This window comes from Streptosporangium sandarakinum, from assembly GCF_050942225.1.
GTDB lineage: Bacteria > Actinomycetota > Actinomycetes > Streptosporangiales > Streptosporangiaceae > Streptosporangium > Streptosporangium nondiastaticum.
Window position 1 is genome coordinate 2,697,717 of record NZ_CP192034.1, and the last position, 17,354, is coordinate 2,715,070.

At 73.6% G+C, this 17,354-nt stretch carries 15 protein-coding genes and 2 pseudogenes; 13 read left to right on the top strand and 4 right to left on the bottom strand.

Going from position 1 to position 17,354, the window contains the following annotated elements:
- Nucleotides 1-200: 200 nt before the first annotated feature.
- The gene (locus ACQP10_RS12610; protein WP_346020276.1) at nucleotides 201-848 is read right to left on the bottom strand and encodes an O-methyltransferase; all 648 of its coding nucleotides are present in this window, start codon (nucleotides 846-848) and stop codon (nucleotides 201-203) included.
- A gap of 183 nt (nucleotides 849-1,031) precedes the next feature.
- On the opposite strand from ACQP10_RS12610, the gene ACQP10_RS12615 reads away from it, so the two are divergent.
- The 9 genes and pseudogenes from ACQP10_RS12615 (at nucleotide 1,032) to ACQP10_RS12655 (ending at nucleotide 12,277) form a co-directional block, all read left to right on the top strand.
- Nucleotides 1,032-2,810, top strand: a complete 1,779-nt coding sequence (locus ACQP10_RS12615; RefSeq protein WP_433541406.1) for a S8 family peptidase — start codon at nucleotides 1,032-1,034, stop codon at nucleotides 2,808-2,810.
- 231 nt (nucleotides 2,811-3,041) lie between these two features.
- Entirely contained in the window at nucleotides 3,042-4,472 is a 1,431-nt protein-coding gene (gene pyk / locus ACQP10_RS12620; protein WP_179818347.1) for a pyruvate kinase, read from the top strand.
- Nucleotides 4,473-4,565: 93 nt separating this feature from the next.
- Nucleotides 4,566-5,027 (top strand): hemerythrin domain-containing protein, encoded by a 462-nt coding sequence (locus ACQP10_RS12625; RefSeq protein WP_346020274.1) that lies wholly within the window; start codon nucleotides 4,566-4,568, stop codon nucleotides 5,025-5,027.
- 235 nt (nucleotides 5,028-5,262) lie between these two features.
- Complete coding sequence (locus tag ACQP10_RS12630) at nucleotides 5,263-5,775, top strand: acyl carrier protein (RefSeq protein WP_433541407.1); 513 nt, start codon at nucleotides 5,263-5,265, stop codon at nucleotides 5,773-5,775.
- A gap of 688 nt (nucleotides 5,776-6,463) precedes the next feature.
- A pseudogene (locus tag ACQP10_RS12635) lies at nucleotides 6,464-8,467 on the top strand (condensation domain-containing protein); the annotation flags it as partial.
- A gap of 137 nt (nucleotides 8,468-8,604) precedes the next feature.
- Nucleotides 8,605-10,041, top strand: a pseudogene (locus tag ACQP10_RS12640) (amino acid adenylation domain-containing protein); the annotation flags it as partial.
- Nucleotides 10,042-10,128: 87 nt separating this feature from the next.
- Entirely contained in the window at nucleotides 10,129-10,410 is a 282-nt protein-coding gene (locus ACQP10_RS12645) for an acyl carrier protein (protein ID WP_433541897.1), read from the top strand.
- Nucleotides 10,407-11,261, top strand: coding sequence for a thioesterase II family protein (locus ACQP10_RS12650; protein ID WP_346020271.1), 855 nt, complete (start codon nucleotides 10,407-10,409; stop codon nucleotides 11,259-11,261). Before ACQP10_RS12645 ends, ACQP10_RS12650 begins: the two co-directional genes overlap by 4 nt.
- Nucleotides 11,240-12,277, top strand: a complete 1,038-nt coding sequence (locus ACQP10_RS12655; protein WP_433541408.1) for an LLM class F420-dependent oxidoreductase — start codon at nucleotides 11,240-11,242, stop codon at nucleotides 12,275-12,277. Before ACQP10_RS12650 ends, ACQP10_RS12655 begins: the two co-directional genes overlap by 22 nt.
- A 138-nt stretch (nucleotides 12,278-12,415) precedes the next feature.
- Here the strand turns inward: ACQP10_RS12655 and ACQP10_RS12660 are convergent, their stop codons facing one another.
- The gene (locus tag ACQP10_RS12660; protein ID WP_346020269.1) at nucleotides 12,416-12,718 is read right to left on the bottom strand and encodes a helix-turn-helix domain-containing protein; all 303 of its coding nucleotides are present in this window, start codon (nucleotides 12,716-12,718) and stop codon (nucleotides 12,416-12,418) included.
- Nucleotides 12,719-12,784: 66 nt separating this feature from the next.
- Here ACQP10_RS12660 and map point away from each other — a divergent pair, with 66 nt between their 5' ends.
- Nucleotides 12,785-13,567, top strand: a complete 783-nt coding sequence (gene map, locus ACQP10_RS12665; protein WP_346020268.1) for a type I methionyl aminopeptidase — start codon at nucleotides 12,785-12,787, stop codon at nucleotides 13,565-13,567.
- A 150-nt stretch (nucleotides 13,568-13,717) separates the two neighbouring features.
- On the opposite strand, the gene ACQP10_RS12670 is transcribed toward map, so the two are convergent.
- Nucleotides 13,718-14,410: an aspartate/glutamate racemase family protein gene (locus ACQP10_RS12670; protein ID WP_346020267.1), complete on the bottom strand. Its 693-nt coding sequence runs from the start codon at nucleotides 14,408-14,410 to the stop codon at nucleotides 13,718-13,720.
- Nucleotides 14,411-14,487: 77 nt separating this feature from the next.
- Between ACQP10_RS12670 and ACQP10_RS12675 the strand changes: the two genes are divergently transcribed.
- Nucleotides 14,488-15,408 carry a LysR family transcriptional regulator gene (locus ACQP10_RS12675; RefSeq protein WP_346020266.1) on the top strand — a complete coding sequence of 307 codons (921 nt, stop codon included), beginning with the start codon at nucleotides 14,488-14,490 and terminating at the stop codon, nucleotides 15,406-15,408.
- Between the two features lie 20 nt (nucleotides 15,409-15,428).
- Here ACQP10_RS12675 and ACQP10_RS12680 read toward each other — a convergent pair whose 3' ends face one another.
- Complete coding sequence (locus ACQP10_RS12680; protein ID WP_346020265.1) at nucleotides 15,429-16,391, bottom strand: VOC family protein; 963 nt, start codon at nucleotides 16,389-16,391, stop codon at nucleotides 15,429-15,431.
- A 96-nt stretch (nucleotides 16,392-16,487) separates the two neighbouring features.
- On the opposite strand from ACQP10_RS12680, the gene ACQP10_RS12685 reads away from it, so the two are divergent.
- Both ACQP10_RS12685 and ACQP10_RS12690 read left to right on the top strand, forming a co-directional pair.
- On the top strand, nucleotides 16,488-17,066 hold the full coding sequence (locus tag ACQP10_RS12685; RefSeq protein WP_346020264.1) for a TetR family transcriptional regulator: 579 nt from the start codon (nucleotides 16,488-16,490) through the stop codon (nucleotides 17,064-17,066).
- Between the two features lie 88 nt (nucleotides 17,067-17,154).
- On the top strand, nucleotides 17,155-17,295 hold the full coding sequence (locus tag ACQP10_RS12690) for a hypothetical protein (protein WP_346020263.1): 141 nt from the start codon (nucleotides 17,155-17,157) through the stop codon (nucleotides 17,293-17,295).
- The last annotated feature ends 59 nt before the right edge of the window (nucleotides 17,296-17,354 follow it).

Sequence of the window (17,354 nt, forward strand, 5' to 3'; positions counted from 1 at the left end):
GCGCGGGCCACACGGCGCCGCGGAGGCCGCGCGTCCCGCACCGGGGCGCGCGGCCTCCGCCGCGTCCGGGACGCCGTGGCGGGAGCGGACCGTGCCCGCCCCTCCCGCGTGTGCCCGCCCTTCCCGCGCGGGGCCGCGCTGTCACCGGGGCCAGGGCTCGGTTCGGAGTCCTTGCCCGCCCTTCCCGCGCGGGATCGCGCTCAGCGCCGCCGGGCGAGCGTCACGCCGTCGCGCATCGGCAGCATCACCGACTCGACGCGGTCGTCGGCCACCACGATGTCGTTCATCCGGCGCATGACGACGTCCGGCTCATCCTGGAAGGACTCGTCCAGCACCCGGCCGGAACGCAGCACGTTGTCCAGCACGATCAGGCCGCCCGGCCGCAGCCGGGTGACCAGCTCCTCGTAGTACGAGGGGTAGCTCACCTTGTCGGCGTCGATGAACGCGAAGTCGATCACCGGGTCGGCCGGCAGCGCCCGGAGCGTCTCCAGCGCCGGGGCGATCCGCAGGTCGATCCGGTCCGCCACGCCCGCCCGCTCCCAGTAGCGCCGGGCCACCGAGGTCCACTCCTCGCTGACGTCGCAGGCCAGCAGCCGCCCGTCCGCAGGCAGCCCGCGGGCGATGCAGATCGACGAGTACCCGGTGAACACCCCCACCTCGACGGCCCGCCGCGCCCCCACCAGCCGGACCAGCATGGTCAGGAACGCGCCCTCGTCCTGCGTGATCTGCATGCTCGTGAAGTCGGAGAACGCCTTCCGCGTCTCGGCCGCCAGATCCCGCAGCACGTCGTCGGCCGGGGTGGAGTGGGCCAGCACGTAGTCGTTGACGGCGGGGTTCACGATGTCCATGTCGCCTCCTGGATCATTTTCTTCCGGGACCCTACCCCGCCCCTTCCGGAACCCGGCCCGGCCTGGTCTCCGGAGCCTCCCCGCCATACCGAGAAGACCCGTCGGAACGACGCCCGCGTTGCCTGAGTGGTCGAATACCGGGAAGGATGGCCCCTTGGTCCGGACAGCCGTGGAGGGGATCGGATGAGTCGCTGGAGCAGGAACCTGTCGGGCGTGACGGCGGTGGTCGCCCTGGCGAGCACTCTCGCGGTGGGCGGACCACCCGGCGCCTCGTCGGCCGAGACCGGACGGCTCCGCGACTACCTCGTCTTCTACCCCGGCGGCGGGCACGACCGGGCGGTCGCCGCGATCGGCGCGGCCGGCGGCACCGCGACCGCCACCGAGCCCAGGCTCGGCTACGTCGCCGCCCGGGGCCCCGGCGACCGCTTCGTCGAACGCCTGGCCGCCAGCGGCGCCGTCGCGGGCGTCTCCTCCGACCGCGCCATCGGCTTCGCGGCGTCCGCCCCGGCCCTCCCGGCCGGCGCCTCCGCCTTCGCGGCCATCGGCCCCCGCGACTCCCGGACCGGAGGCGCGGGCCACGCCGCCGGTGCCGCCTCCCGCGCCGGTCACGCCGGCCGGGCCGCGCAGTCCGCCTCGCGCACCGGCCTGATCGCGCAGCCCGCCTCGCGCACAGGCCGGGCCGCGCCCGCCGCCGAGCCGCTGGCCTCCCGCCAGTGGGACATGAAGATGATCGGCGCCACCGCCACCGGCTCCCACGCCACCGCCCCCGGCAGCAGGAAGGTGCTCGTCGGCGTCATCGACACCGGCATCGACGGCAAGCACCCCGACATCGCCCCCAACTTCGACCGCGCCCTCAGCCGCAACTTCGTCACCGACCGGCCCAAGGACTCCACCGGCGCGACCCTCGACGGCCCCTGCGAGTTCACCGGCTGCAAGGACCCCGTCGACTGGGACGACGACGGCCACGGCACCCACGTGGCCAGCACGATCGCCTCGCCCGTCAACGGGCTCGGCGTCGCCGGCGTCGCCCCCGGCGTCACCCTCGTCAACCTGCGCGCCGGTCAGGACTCCGGACTGTTCTTCCTCAAGCCCAGCCTCGACGCCCTCACCTACGCCGCCGACGCCGGGATCGACGTGGTCAACATGAGCTACTACATCGACCCCTGGCTGTTCAACTGCCGCGCCAACCCCGCCGACTCCAAGGCCGAGCAGCTCGAACAGCGCGGCGTCATCACCGGCATGCAGCGCGCCCTCGACTACGCCCGCAAGCGCGGCGTCACGCTCATCAGCGCCCTCGGCAACGAGTCCACCGACCTCGGCAGGCCCCGGACCGACACCGAGAGCCCCGACTACCCCGCCGATGCGCAGCGCACCCGCCGGATCGACAACTCCTGCCTGAACGTCCCGGCCGAGTCGAAGGGCGTCATCTCCGTCGCGGCCCTCGGACCCAGCAAGCGCAAGGCCTACTACTCCGACTACGGCGTCGAGCAGACCGACCTCGCCGCGCCCGGCGGCGACGAGCTCGACGGCCGCGGCATCGACGAGACCAGGACCATCCTGGCCGCCGCCCCCGAGCACGCCCTCCGCGCCCAGGGCCTGATCTCCCGCGACGGCCGGCCCACCTCCCCCTCCGTCATCCGCGACTGCCACGGCGGCACCTGCGCCTACTACCAGTACCTCGCCGGCACCTCCATGGCCGCCCCGCACGCCACCGGCGTCGCCGCCATCCTGATCAGCCGCTTCGGCAAACCGGGGAAGGGCGGTCTCACCATGCCGCCCGCCGACGTCCAGCGCCTGCTGTACGCCACCGCCTCCAAGCGGTCCTGCCCCTCGCCGCGCCGCTTCGTCTACCACACCGGGGGCGCCGGCGACGCCCAGACGTGCGAGGGGACCAGGGACCGCAACGGCTTCTACGGCAGGGGCATCGTCGACGCCGCCAGGGCCGCCACCGTCCGGCCCTGACCCCCGGCCGTACGGCTCGCACCCCGGGCCGTACGGCGTGCCCGGCCGGTCACGCACGCCGTACGGCCACCGCGCGGGGACCCACGGCGGTGACCGCGGGTGACCTGCCGGGGAGGGGAGGCCGGTTCGCCATACCCGCCCCCGGCCGGTAGCGTTGAGGTCACCGAGTTTTTCATGCCTGCTCCGGGCAATGTAACGACCAGGTGGTCTGTACCAATTAGGCTGGGAACCGTGACTCGTCGCGCGAAAATCGTCTGCACCCTCGGCCCTGCCACATCCTCACCCGAACGCCTGCGTGAGCTCATCGCCGCCGGCATGGACGTGGCCCGTTTCAACCTCAGCCACGGCAGCCACGAGCTGCACAAGGAGGTTTACGACAGGGTTCGGGAGGCCGCGGCCGAGCTCGGCCGCGGCGTGGGCGTGCTGGCCGACCTCCAGGGCCCCAAGATCCGGGTCGGCAAGTTCGAGGAGGGGCCGATCCGCCTCGGCTTCGGTGACGTCTTCACCATCACCACCGAAGAGGTCCCCGGCGACCGGGACCAGGTCTCCACCACCTACCTCGGCCTGCCCAAGGACGTCCGCCCCGGCGACAGCATCCTCGTCGACGACGGCCGGGTCCACCTCGAGGTCACCCGCATCGACGGCCCCCGCGTCACCACCCGCGTGGTCACCGGCGGCATGATCTCCGACAACAAGGGCCTCAACCTCCCCGGCGTCAACGTCAGCGCCCCCGCGCTCACCGACAAGGACGAGACCGACCTGCGCTGGGCGCTGCGCACCGGCTTCGACATGATCGCGCTGTCCTTCGTCCGCCGTCCCTCCGACGCCGACGTGGTGCGCAACATCATGGAGCAGGAGGCCGTCCGCCTCCCGCTGCTGGCCAAGATCGAGAAGCCGCAGGCCGTCCAGCGGCTCCCCGAGATCGTCGAGGCGTTCGACGGCATCATGGTCGCCCGCGGCGACCTCGGCGTCGAGCTGCCCCTCGAAGAGGTGCCGATCGTCCAGCAGCGCGCCATCGAGCTCTGCCGTGAGAAGGCCCGCCCGGTCATCGTCGCCACCCAGATGCTCGACTCCATGATCAGCTCTCCCCGGCCCACTCGCGCCGAGGCGTCCGACGTCGCCTACGCCGTGATGGACGGCACCGACGCGGTCATGCTCTCCGGCGAGACCTCGGTCGGCCAGTATCCGGTCCAGGCCGTCGAGACCATGAGCCGCATCGCCAGCGCGGCCGAGAAGCGAGCCCTCAAGGCCACCCACAGCCTCGACCGCCTGCCCGAGACCACCGGCGGCGCCATCGCCCGTGCCGCCGCCGAGGTCGGCGCCATCGTCGGCGCCAAGGCCCTGGTCGCCTTCACCATGTCCGGCGAGACCGCCCGCCGCCTGGCCCGCTACCGCTCGCCGATCCCGCTGCTGGCCTTCACCTCCTCCCCGCACGTCCGCAGCCAGCTCGCGCTGAGCTGGGGCGTCGAGACGTTCGAGGTGCCGTTCGTCCACCACACCGACGACATGGTCCGCCAGGTCGAGGCCGCCCTGCTGGCCCACGCCCGCCTGGAGAAGGGCGACAAGGTCGTCATCGTCGCCGGATCGCCCCCCGGCTCGCCCGGCTCGACCAACGCCCTGCGCGTCCACACCATCGGAGCCGCGGTCTCGCACCTCTCCTGACCAGGCCCGGCGCCCGCCGCGCGGAGAATTCTCCGCGCGGCGGGTGTAGGCCCCCTCCTCCCGGGTAGTCGGCCCCGGACGAAGGAGGGGATCATGGCACGGGACGTCATCAGCATGATCATCGCGGATCATCGCGACATCAGAGCGATCTTCGGCCGGCTTCGCCGGGAGCCGGCGGCCCGCCCCGCCCTGCTCGTCGAACTCGCCGCCAAGCTCGTCGCCCACGACCGGGGCGAGGAGGAGATCGTCTACCCCGAGATCACCAGGGTGGACCCGCGGGAGGCCGAACACGCCCGCCACTCCGTCGACGAGCACCAGCGCGCCGAGCAGAGGCTCCTCCACCTGCTGGACATCGCCCCCGCCGCCGCGGATTTCGAGCCGCAGCTGGACGACCTCGCCGACATGGTCACCCGCCACTTCGCCGCCGAGGAGGAGGGGATCCTCCCCGCCCTCGCCGCGGCGCTTCCCCGGCACCGCCTGGAGGAGCTCGGCCACGCCTTCGCCCGGCTCACCGCCGAGGAGATCCGCATCGGCCTCTCCGCGGGGAACCGCTGATCCGGGAACCCGGCCGCATCCTCGGACGACACTGACCCCGGAACCCGGCCGTGTCCCCGGATGACGTCGATCCGGGAACCTGGCCATGACTCCGAACGAGGTTGATCCGTGCCCCGGGCACGTCCCGGATGACAAAGGCCGAAAAATACGGTCTTGTCGTGTCCTGAATCCTTCAAGAGGATCGGCACAGGGCGCCCGCGCGGCGGTGCGCCCGACACCGAGCGAAGGGTTGCGGATGATCCAGGGCAGTCGGCCGGTGGACCCGGGAGAGCAGCATGGCGGCGGCGCGAGAGGTGCCGCGGACGTCCGGGGACGCCCGGGACGGCCCGTTCCGATCGCCGACCGGGTCACCGGGATGATCGAAAGCCGGCTCGGCCGGCCGGTCGACCCCGACGAGAACTTCTTCGAGGCCGGGCTCAACTCGATGGCCCTGGTCGAGCTGCACGCGGACATCACCGGCACGTTCGAGATCGACATTCCGGTCACCGCGATGTTCACCCGTCCCAACGCGCGGGCCCTCGGCCGCCTCGTTGAAAGCGCCCGCGCCGACGCCCCGGCCGCCGGCTCCCCGACGCCCGGCTCCCCGGACCTCCGCGGCGCCCCGGCACCCGGCTCCCCGGCGGGCGGCTTCCCGGCGGGCGGAGCTTCGGAGCAGGCCGGAGACGACCCCTCGCGGCCCCGCCCGTCCGGCGGCGGCCGAAGGGACGTCCGGGCCCGCATCCGCCGGGGGCCGGGAGCGTCCCGGTGACGGGACGCCGGTCGATCGCGGTGATCGGCACGGGGCCGCACGGACCGCTCTCCACGGCGTCCGCCGAGGCCGCGCTGGGCGACGCCGGGCACGACCCGTCGCGGCCCCCGGCGTCCTCGCCCTGCACGAGAGCGTGGAGGCCGCGTGCCGGGCCCTGCTGTCCGGCGGGTGCGACGTGGCGGTCACCCGGGCGGGCGCCGCCCTGGCCGGGCTGGGACCGGCGGACCGCGCGGTCGCGCTGCGGAGGCTGGGGGAGGCGCTTCTCGACGGAGATCCCGTGCGCGCCGTACTCGACACGGACTCCGCGTCCGGTCGCCCGGTGGCGGGGGAGGGCCTTCCGCCGGTCCTCCTGTCGTCCGCCGCCGGGCCCCGCGTGGTCGTCTGGTCCGGGCGCACCGCGGAGGAGGCCGACGCCGTACGGCGAAGCCTGGCCGGCTTCTTCGCGTCGCTTCCCCAGGAACGGTTCGCCGACGCCGTCGCCACGCTCCAGCGGGGCCGCACGCCGCATCCGTTCCGGGGAGCGGTCGTCTGCTCGACCGCGGCCGAGGCCGCGCGCGCCCTCACCACCGCCGCCACGGTCCCCGAACCCGCCCAGGACGGCGCCGGGGTGCGGTTCGTCTTCCCGCCGGGCGGGACCGGGCGGCTGGGCGCCGCCCTGTACGGGGTGGAGCGGTTGTTCACCGAGTCCATGGACGTCTGCCTGGAGGAGTTCGAACGGCACGGGATCGACCTCCACGACGAATGGCTCGCCGGGAAGAGGGACGACGCCCCGGTCACCTTCGCGGTGACCTGCTCGCTGGCGGCCACCCTGACCGGCTGGGGCGTCACGCCCGTCGCCTGCTCGGGAGACGGTTCGGGAGCCGGCGCGGGGGAGGGCGTGGGGGAGATCGCGGCCGCCGTCGTCGCCGGGAGACTGGAGATCGGTGAGGCGGTCGCCCGGGTGGCCGGCGGCGGGACCGCGGCCCCCGGCCCGGCGGGGACGGACGGGGCGCCGGGGCCCGGCGAGGTGGCCGGCGGCAGGACACCCGTCCCCGGTACGCCGGAGACGGACGGGGAACCCACCCTGGTCCTCGGCCCGGCCGCGTCTTCCTCGGGCGGGCCGGCGATCGACTGCGGAGACGACCGGCACGGCCTGGCGGCGGCGCTCGCGCGGCTGTGGACGCTCGGCTGCCGCGTCGACTGGGAGGCACTCGACCCCGACCATCCCCTTCAGCGGCTGTCCATCCCCGGCGGTTCCGATCCCGTCCAGGAGGAGGCGGTCGCCGAAGGACCGGCGGAGCGTACGGGTGGCCTCGAAGGACCGGCGGGGCAGGCCGGTGGGGTCGAAGGGCCGGCGGAGCAGGCGGGCGGACCCGAAGGATCCGCGAGGAAGGCGGGCGGGCTCGAAGGGCTGCCGGAGTCGGTCGAGCCCCCGCGCCCGCCGGGGGCCGTGCCGTACTCGTTCTGGGTGCTGGAGCAGCTGGCGGGCGGGAGTGGCGTCTCCAACCTGGCGGTGGCGTTCCGGACCCGCGAGCCGCTGCGCCGCTTCCCCCTGCAGAACGCCGTCAACCGTCTCCTCCGGCGGCACCCGGCCCTGCGCCTGCGGTTCCCCGAGGTGGACGGAGCCCCGGTCCGGCACCTCACCGCGCCGCAGGACGCGCGGATCACGCTGGCGACCGCGGCCACCACGGAGGAGACGATGGTCGCCGACCTGCAGGCGTTCCTGGACGAGCCCTTCGACCTCGCCGGGGACCTGCTGTTCCGGGCGGGCCACTTCACCTTGCCGGACGACGGCGGAAGCGTGGTCTGCCTGGTCGCCCACCACATCGTGGTCGACGCGACGTCGATGCAGTTCCTCGTCGAGGAGCTTGGCGCCTTCTACGACGCCCAGACGGGCCAGGCGCCGCTGCCCGCCGGGCTCGCGGGCCCCGCCCCGATGCTGGAGCCGGGCCGTGCGTCGCGGGAGTCGATCGGCTACTGGCTCGACCGGCTGGAGGGCGCCGACCCGGCCGCCATGCTGCTGCCCGGCAGCCGGCCCTCTCCGGTACGGCCCACGTTCGCCGGGCACACCTGCTCCTGGGAGGTGGACGCGGCGACCCGGCGGGCGCTGGACACCCTGCGGACCCGGCTGCGCACCACCGACAACATGGTGCTGACCAGCGCCTTCCTGCTCGCCCTGCGTTGCCACGGGGCCGGCCCCGACATGGTGGTCGGCGTGCCGGTCAGCACCAGGACCGCCGCGACACGCGACCACGTCGGCTACGGCGTCAGCACGATGCCCCTGCGGGTGCGGACCGATCCGCGGGAGGGGTTCGCGGCCCTGGTCAGGAGGGTGGAGGACGCCTTCTTCGAAGGGGTGGAGCACGCCGACGCCTCCGTCGAGGCCGTCCTCGTCGAACGCGGGCACGGCACCGGCGACTGGCGGGTGCCGCTCTTCCGGCACATGTTCAACTACCGGCCGTGGACCGACGAGCGGGTGAGCATCCAGGGCTCCGTGCCCGAATACGTCGAGGACCTCTTCGACCGCAGCCGTCTGGACCTGCAGTGCATCGCCGTACACGAGCCGGACCGGCTCACCGTCCGGGTGTGGCACAGCACGGAGGTCCACGACGAGACCGAGATCACCGCCTTCGTCGCACGGATGGCCTCGCTGCTGCGGCAGGCGGCCGAGGACCCCGAACGGCCGCAGCGCGCCCTGGAGGCGTTCTCCCCCGGGGACCGGGCGCTGCTGGACCGCCTGAACGACACCGGCCGCCGCCGGAGCGGCCCGCCCGCGCTGCCGGAGCGGATCGCCGCCCACCGGGGGACGCCGTCGCCGTCGTCGACGGCGACCGGGAGGTCCGCTACGGGGAGCTGCTGGACGCCGCCGCGGGCGTCAGGGACGCGCTCCTCTCGCGCGGGGTCGGGCCCGGTGACATCGTGGCGCTCGGCCTCGGACGCTCGGTGGAGCTGGTGGCGGCCGTGCTCGGCGTGTGGGCGGCCGGAGCCGCCTACCTGCCCCTGGACCCGGGCCATCCGGAGCTGCGCCTGGCCTACCAGGTCCGGGACGCCGGGGCCCGCCTGGTGATCGCCCCCGCCGGGGTCCCGTGGGCGGGGGAGGTGCCCGTCCTGACGGTTCCGTACGGCTCCGCCCCACCCGCCGCCGGCTCCGCGCCCGGCCCGGTGCCCGTCTCCGATCCGGTGCCCGCCGGTTCCGCGCCCGCCGGTTCCGCGCCCGTCCACGGCGCCGCGGTCCTCGCCGATCGCGTGCCCGTCCCGGGCACCGCGTCCGTCTCCGCTCCGGCCGCCGGGGACGCGCTCGCGTACGTGATCTACACCTCCGGGTCCACCGGGCGGCCCAAGGGCGTGGCCGTGACCCACGGCAACCTGGCCAACCTCGTCCTGGACTTCGCCGAGCGGCTGGGGCCGGACGCCGCGGCCCGGGTGCTGTGGTCCACCACCCCCTCCTTCGACATCTCGGCCCTGGAACTGCTGCTGCCGCTGGTCGGCGGCGGCACCCTGGTCATCGCCTCCGACGCCGACCGGCTCCGGCCGCGCGGGCTCCTGGACCTCGTCGTGGCGCGGGACGTGCGCGTCGTGCAGGCCACGCCGACGGCGTGGCGGCTCGCCGTACCGGAGGCGGGCGGCGAGTTGGCCGGGCGGACCGTGCTGTGCGGCGGGGAGCCCCTGCCGGCGGCGCTCGCCAGGGACCTGCTGGCACTGGGCTGCCGCCTGTTCAACGTCTACGGGCCCACTGAGACGACCATCTGGTCCACCGCGGCCGAGATCGCGGAGGCCCCGCGCGATCCGGTGCCGATCGGCGCGCCGCTCGCCAACACCCGGATCTTCGTCCGGGACGCCGACGGGCGCGAGGCCCCGCCGGGGGTCCCCGGGGAGCTGTGCGTGGCGGGCGACGGGGTCGCCGCGGGATACGTCAACCGGCCCGAGCTGACCGCCGAGCGGTTCGGCGCGCACCCCCGCCACGGCCGCTTCTACCGCACCGGCGACCTGGCCAGGCTCCGGCACGACGGAGCCCTCGAACTGCTCGGCCGTGACGACCGGCAGGTCAAGTTGCGCGGGCACCGGATCGAGCTGGGCGAGGTCGAGGCGGTCCTGCACGACCACGAGACGGTCGGGGCCGCCGCCGTGATCGTCCGCGGCGACACGATGACGGCGTTCGTGCGGCCCGCGCGGGAACCGTCCGACCGGGCGGCCTGGCGCGAGGAGCTGTGGCGCCACGCCCGGACCCGCCTGCCCGACTACGCGGTCCCCTCGGGGTTCGTGCTCGTCGACCGCTTCCCGGAGACCGGCAACGGCAAGATCGATTACCGGAGTCTCACCGTGCCCGAGGAGGAGCACCCGGCGGCGGCGCCCGCCGCGACGGGCTCGCGGCTGGTGGACGGGGTCCTGCGGCTCTGGCGGGAGGCGCTCGGGCGCCCCGGGCTCGGCGAGCACGACAACTTCTTCCTCAGCGGGGGGCACTCGGTGCTCGCCGTACGGCTGATCGCCCCGCTGGAGGAACTCGTGGGGCACCCGATCGGGGTGCGCGCGATCTTCGACCACCCAACCCCGGCCGGGCTGGCCGCGTTCGCCGGGACATCCGCCGGGCGGACCGGGGCGTTCACCGGGCGGGCCGGGACGTCCACCGGGGAGACCGAGGAAGGAGCGGGCCGTTGACCGCACCGTGGTTCGTGCCGGTCGGGGAGCGGCCCGAGGGCCGCGTCCGGCTGTACGCCTTCCCCAACGCCGGGGGAGGCCCGGCGTCGCTCACCGGGCCGGCCGCCGCCTTCCCGCCCGAGGTCGAGGTGTGGTCGGTGAACCTGCCGGGCAGGCAGGCCAGGCTGGCCGAGCCGCCCCGCGACGACCTCGACGGGCTCGTCGAGGACCTGGCCCGCGACCTGCTGGCGACAGCGCGCCCGCCGTACGCGCTGTTCGGCTACTGCAGCGGCGCGCTGCTGGCGTACCTGGTCTGCCGTCGGCTGACCGAGCTGTCCGCACCCGGCGGACCGCCACCGGCCCCCGGGCGGCCTGTCTCCGGACCGTCGCCGGGCGCCGGCTCTCGGGCGGGGTCCGTCCCGGGACCGGCCGCGGAGCGCCCGTCCCTGCCCGAGCGGCTGCTGGTGGGCTCCTTCGCCGCGCCGGACGTCGCGCTCCTGCTGCGCAGGCTGCCGTCCCTGCCGTCGTGGCTGTTCTGGGAGCAGCTGATCGAGCTCGGCGGGGTCCCGGCCGAGGTCGCCGAACGCGAGGCGCTCAGGCCCATCCTCGAACCCGCGCTCCGCGCCGACTTCGGCATGCTCGCCGGCTACCGGCACGTCCCCGCCCCGCCGCTGCCCGTCCCCATCACCGTCCTGTACGGCGGGCGCGACCGCTCGGTCTCCCGGGGCGGGCTGCTCGGCTGGCGCAGGCAGAGCGTCCACCGGCCGTCGCTGCGCGAGCTCGACGCCTCCCACTGGCTGGCCGAGGAGGCTCCCGACCGGCTGGCCGCCGCCATCACCGAGGAGATCGGATGCGTCTGGGCTACAGCATGAGCTACTGGGGCGGGGCCGGGCTCGGCCCCGCCGACCACCTCGCCCTCGTCCGCGAGGCCGAACGGCTGGGGTACGGCTCGGTGTGGGCCGCCGAGACCTACGGCACGGACCCGGCGAGCCTCATGGCCTGGATCGCGGGCCGTACCGAGCGGATCGGCCTGGGCACCGGCGTGCTGCAGATGTCGGGACGCAAGCCCGTGGTCGCGGCGATGACGGCCGCCACGATCGACCAGGTCTCCGGCGGCCGGGCCCGGCTGGGCGTGGGCGTCTCCGGACCCCAGGTCGTGGAGGGCTGGCACGGCGAGCCCTTCGACCGGCCGGTGGAGCGGGCGCGCGACTACCTGTCGGTGCTGCGGCTCGCCCTGGCCGGACGGCCGGTGAGCCACTCGGGGCCGACCATGACGCTGCCGCTGCCCGGCGGCCAGGGCAAGGAGCTCTCGCTCGCGGTGTCCCCGGTGCAGGAGCGGCTGCCCGTCTACCTGGCCGCCATGGGGCCCAGGACGACGGCCCTCGCCGGTGAGCTGGCCGACGGCTGGCTGGCCATCCACTTCCCGCCCGGCCACCTCGCCGAGCGCACGGCCGAGCTGCGCCGAGGCGCCGAACGGGCGGGCCGGAGCCTGGACGGCTTCGACGTGGTCCCGATGGTCCTGACCATGGTGGACGAGGACGAGGAACTGGCCTACGACATGATGCGTCCCATGCTCGCCCTCTACCTGGGGGGCATGGGCTCGCGCCGGACCAACTTCTACAACCGCCTGGCCGGCACCCTGGGGTTCGGCAAGGAGGCCGAGGCGGTGCAGGAGGCGTTCCTGGCCGGGCGGCAGGGCGAGGCGATGTCCCTGCTGCCCGACGCGCTGGTCGACGCGATGACGATGTGCGGTCCGCCGGGCAAGTTGCGCGAGCGGGTGGCCGCCTACCGCGAGGCGGGGGCGACCGGCCTGGTCGTCGGCCTGGTCACCCCCACCCTGCGGCTGCGCCTGGAGCAGCTGGAACTCGTCGCGGGCCTGGTGGCCTGAGCCCCGTTCCGCGGATCCTCCCGGCGGGCGGGACGGTCCGCGGAACGGGCCCTGAGACGCGCCGACCGGGGACATCGGCCGGAAGCCGTGCCCGCGCCCCCTCTCCCGCCGCCACCGGCGCGGTCGCGGAACCGAGGCTCAGGAGGCGATCCGCTCACGGGTGCCGTGACCGGGGCCGGTCGGTTCGGCATCGTGTTCGGGCCGGCTGATCTCGGCCCACACCTCGTCGAGGGAGAGGCCGAGGACCTCGGCGATCGCCGCGATGGTCGAGAAGGCGGGGGTGGCCACGCGGCCCGACTCGATCTTCCGGAGGGTCTCCGGTGAGACACGTGCGTCGAGCGCGGTCCCGAGCATCGAGCGCTCTCCCCTGGCCCGGCGTAGGAGGGCGCCGAGGCGCCGTCCGCGTTCGACCTCTGCGGGAGTGAGCGGCAGTCTGACCATGACTCCGATTCTAGTACCGGTATAGTATGGCCGGTATAGTTATTGGTTGCATGAGAAGGACACCCCATGATCGAGATCCTGAACCCCACCCTCCTGGCCCGGGCAAGGGACACGGGCGCCCTGGTCGCCGACATCCTGCAGACGCTGAAGAGCCGCAGCACGGTCGGCACGAGCCTTCTGGACATCGACCGGTGGACCAAGACAATGATCGCCGAGGCGGGGGCGCTGTCCTGTTACGTCGACTACGAGCCGTCCTTCGGGCGCGGCCCGTTCGGCCACTACATCTGCACGGCCGTCAACGACGCCGTACTCCACGGACGGCCGTACGACTACACGCTCGCCGACGGCGATCTGCTGACCCTCGACCTCGCCGTCTCCAAGGGCGGAGTCGCCGCGGACGCCGCCATCAGTTTCATCGTGGGCGACACGAAGCCCCCGGAGAGCGTTGCGATGATCAGTGCGACCGAACGCGCGCTGGCCGCGGGGATCGCCGCCGCCGGGCCCGGGGCCCGCGTCGGCGACATCTCCCACGCCATCGGCACGGTCCTCAGCGAGGCGGGGTACCCGATCAACACCGAGTTCGGCGGCCACGGCATCGGATCGACGATGCACCAGGACCCGCACGTCTCGAACACCGGGCGGCCCGGCCGCGGGTACAAGCTGCGCCCCGGGCTGCTGCTCGCCCTGGAGCCGTGGGTCATGGCGGACACCGCCAGGCTCGTCACCGACGCCGACGGGTGGACGCTCCGAAGCGCGACGGGCTGCCGGACGGCCCACAGCGAGCACACCATCGCCATCACCGACGACGGAGCCGAGATCCTCACCCTGCCGAAGCAGGCGCGACCGTGAGGCCGAAGCCACAGGCCCGGCCGCGGCACCACGACCACCGCTTGTGGAGACCCATGGTCTCCGCCGGTCACGGGTTGATCATCACCGGAAGTACGGCGACGGCCGGCTGAACGACCATCGATCAGCGGGCCCCGGCGCGGGCCGCGCCGTTCACCGCGACGCCAGGTCGACGGCGTGTTCGACGTGGATGCGGGTGGAGTCGAACACGGGAACGGCGCTGTCCTGAGGGCCGATGAGAAGGGTGATCTCGGTGCAGCCCAGGATGACCCCCTGGGCGCCGCGCTCGGCCAGATCGGCGATGATCCGCCGGTAGGCCTCACGGGAGGAGCCCTCGACGCGGCCCTGGGTGAGTTCCCGGTAGATGACGTCGTGCACGAGCGTGCGGCCGGGCTCGTCGGGCACCAGGATCTCCAGCCCGTGCCTGAGCATCCGGGATCGGTAGAAGTCCATCTCCATGGTGAAGCGGGTGCCCAGCAGCCCCACGGTCGTGAGGCCGGCGCGGGTGATCCGTTCCGCCGTCGCGTCGACGATGTGGACGAAGGGAACACCGATCGCCGCCTCGACGGCCTCGGCGACCCGGTGCATGGTGTTGGTGCACAGCAGGACCATCTCCGCCCCGGCCTGCTCGAGGGTCTTGGCCGCCTGGGCGAGCCGCCGCCCGGCGGCCTCCCAGTCTCCCGCGCGCTGCATGGCTTCTATCTCGGCGAAGTCCAGGGTCAGCAGCAGGCTCCGGGCGCAGTGATGGCCGCCCAGCCGCCTGCGGGTCTCCTCGTTGAGCAGCCGGTAATACTCGGCGGAGGATTCCCAGCTCATGCCGCCGATCAGGCCGATGGTCCGTGTCATGGACCCATGGTGGCCCACGGGCGAAGCTCATAGGTAGACCTGTGTTCCTTGGGCGACCCCCAAGCAATACTTATGGCATGGATGCCCACCGCCTGCTCATCTTCCGGCAGATCGCGCATTCCGGATCGATCGCGGGGGCGGCCCGCTCTCTCGGGTGGACGCAGCCAGCGGTCAGCCAGCATCTGCGCCATCTGGAGCGCCAGGTCGGGATGGCGCTCGTGCTGCGCCGCCCGCGCGGGATCCAGCTCACCGAAGCGGGCACGGTTCTGCTACGCCACGCCGACGCCATCGCCACACGGCTGCACGCCGCCGATGACGACCTCGACGCGCTGGCCCAGCTGCGGGAGGGCACCGTCAGGCTCGCCGCGTTCCCCTCGGCCAGCGCCGCGCTCGTTCCCGCCGCCATGAGCCTGCTGGCCCAACGCCATCCCGGCATGGACGTACGGCTCCGCGAGGCGGAGCCCCCCGAAGCGCTGGACCTCCTCGCCACCGGTGAGGTGGATCTGGCCCTGACGTTCACTCACGCGGGAGAACACCCGGCCGACCACCCCGGGTTGGTGCGGGTCGTGCTGGGGGAGGACCCGGTCCGGCTGGTTCTGCCGCGATCCCACCCCCACGCGCACGCCGCACCGCCCGACCGGCCGGTGAACCTGCGGCTGCTGTCGGAGGAGAGGTGGGTCGGGGGGTGTGAACGGTGCACCGCGAACCTGCTTCAGACCTGCCGGGACGCGGGCTTCGTCCCGGACATCCGCCACAGCACCGACGACTACGTGGTCACCCAGGCACTGATCGCCCGCGGTCTGGGGATCGGGTTGCTCCCGCAGCTCGCCCTCGACGCCTTCCGGAATCCCGGCGTCACCGTTCGCGTGGCCGCGCAGCTTCGTCCCCGGACCGTGCACCTGATCCATCATCGCGAGGCGGATCACATCCCCGCGGTCCGCAGCGCCGTACGCGCCCTTCACGACACCGTCTCTCCCCCGCCACCGGGCTCGTCGTGAGTCACGGCTTCCGGGCGGCCTCAGCCGTCCTGGCGGAAGACGATCGCGACGCCCAGTGCGGCGCCGGCGGGCACGAACATCTCCTCGGGGCCGGTTCGGATGACCGGGACGTCGTTGTCGCGCAGGAGTTCTTCGGTGGCGGAAAGGTCGCGTACGGCCACCGCGTAGGCGACGAACGCGGGCAGGGCCGCCGGACGCTCACCGGGTAGCAGGCCGGCGAGCGCCGATGCGGCCACGACGGTGACGTTCGCCCGGCCGAAACGCGTCACCCGACCGTGTCGTGCCCGGCCGAAGTAGCTTTCGTAGCGGCGCGCCAACTCGGGCAACGCCGTGTCGGCCACGCACAGCACGCATTCGACCAGCCCGGTCGCGCCGTTGGGATGGTCGGTGCGCCGCCGATCCCAGGGCGCCTTGACCGGCGCGTTCTCGGCGAACCCGATCCTGCCCTCCGGTACGCGTCCCGGTGACGGATGGAGGCGGGTGATCTCCAGGTAGCGAGCAGGCTCCATTCTGGTCCCCGTGGCGGTCTCGACGGGCCGCTGGATGTCATGGACGCCACCGTGGCCGACGTCGTCGGCCGTCAGCCGCGCGGCCACGCGATCGATGTCGGGCGTGTCGGCGATCATGATGTGCACGCCCTGGAAGCGCTGCAGGAAGGACGCGATGTCGGCCGCGGTGGCGCGGATGGCGGCCCTCAGTCCCGGCACTTTGTCGTCGGGTACCCGCAACGGGATCGGGCGCGCGTTGCCGGGCATGCGGCCGGGGTCACCGATGACGGCCACCAGTTCGACGAAACCGCACGGGAAGTACACGTGGGCGTTGGCCACTCCGAACGGCTCCGCGGGGCCTCCCGGTGTGGCCGGCATGACGGGATAGGCGGGGGCGGCCACGGTGAAGCCGAGCTTCCGGTAACGCTCCATCGCCTGGTCCATGTCCCGCACGATGTGGCCGACGTGGTGCAGGCCGTTGACGTCATGGCCCATGACGGGCACCTCCGGATCTCCCTGGTCCGATAATTGTGAGAGTCTACTATCAATTGAGAGAGAACCCTTGTTTGTGTGCGCAGTACAATCTTCTGCGTGACCGAGATCGGACTGCGCGAGCGCAAGAAGGCCAGGACCAGGGAGACGATCCTGCGTGAGGCGTTCAGGCTCTTCCGCGAGCGCGGCTACAACGTCACCACCATCGAGCAGATAGCCGAAGCGGCCGAGATCTCCCCGGCCACCTTCTTCCGCTACTTCCCGACGAAGGAAGACCTGGTCGCACTCGACCGCTTCCCGCCTCTCATCGAGGCGCTGGCCTCCCAGCCGCCGGGCCCCCCGATCACCGTGCTGCGCGGCGCGTTCCACGCGGCGTTCGCCGCCCTGTCCGCCGAGGAGATCGCCGCAGGGTACGCACGGGAAGTGTTCGCGGCCACCGTGCCCGAGCTGCTGGTGGCCAACCTGCGGAGAAGTCCGGACCTGATCGGCGAGGTCTGCGCCGTCGTGGCGGACAGGGCGGGATGCGCCGGGGACGACCCGCGGATCCGGAACGCGGTCGGCGCCGCCTTCGGTGTGGTGGCCATGGTCTGGGTGCAGTGGGCACGGAATTCCGGCCTGGACGGTCCGGCCGAGATCGACAAGGCGCTGGCCCACCTGGAGTCGGGCCTGAGCTTGTAGACCGAGCGCCCGGGGCCGGCCACCTGGCTCTCATCATCGGCCATGAGCACGGCCTCCTGCGGTGCGCAACGCCGCCGGGCCCTTGGCCATGTCGGTTGACGACCTGTTCGCCCTGCACATCGCCAACGAGACACGCCTGCTCCAGGCCCTCGACCGCGACCAGGCGGACGGGCTGGCCGACGCGCTGCGCACCCTGCCGCAGTCGCTCGGCGACACCTCCCTCACCTGAGACGAACAGGCCGGCGACGAGGCCGGATGCGGGAGCCAGGCGGTCCGGCGGATCAAGGC

Bases quoted from the DNA above. Each gene is read 5' to 3' on its own strand.
- ACQP10_RS12610 (WP_346020276.1), bottom strand. From the start codon at position 848: ATGGACATCGTGAACCCCGCCGTCAACGACTACGTGCTGGCCCACTCC.
- ACQP10_RS12615 (WP_433541406.1), top strand. From the start codon at position 1,032: ATGAGTCGCTGGAGCAGGAACCTGTCGGGCGTGACGGCGGTGGTCGCC.
- ACQP10_RS12625 (WP_346020274.1), top strand. From the start codon at position 4,566: ATGGCACGGGACGTCATCAGCATGATCATCGCGGATCATCGCGACATC.
- ACQP10_RS12630 (WP_433541407.1), top strand. From the start codon at position 5,263: ATGATCCAGGGCAGTCGGCCGGTGGACCCGGGAGAGCAGCATGGCGGC.
- ACQP10_RS12655 (WP_433541408.1), top strand. From the start codon at position 11,240: ATGCGTCTGGGCTACAGCATGAGCTACTGGGGCGGGGCCGGGCTCGGC.
- ACQP10_RS12660 (WP_346020269.1), bottom strand. From the start codon at position 12,718: ATGGTCAGACTGCCGCTCACTCCCGCAGAGGTCGAACGCGGACGGCGC.
- map (WP_346020268.1), top strand. From the start codon at position 12,785: ATGATCGAGATCCTGAACCCCACCCTCCTGGCCCGGGCAAGGGACACG.
- ACQP10_RS12670 (WP_346020267.1), bottom strand. From the start codon at position 14,410: ATGACACGGACCATCGGCCTGATCGGCGGCATGAGCTGGGAATCCTCC.
- ACQP10_RS12675 (WP_346020266.1), top strand. From the start codon at position 14,488: ATGGATGCCCACCGCCTGCTCATCTTCCGGCAGATCGCGCATTCCGGA.
- ACQP10_RS12680 (WP_346020265.1), bottom strand. From the start codon at position 16,391: ATGGGCCATGACGTCAACGGCCTGCACCACGTCGGCCACATCGTGCGG.
- ACQP10_RS12690 (WP_346020263.1), top strand. From the start codon at position 17,155: ATGTCGGTTGACGACCTGTTCGCCCTGCACATCGCCAACGAGACACGC.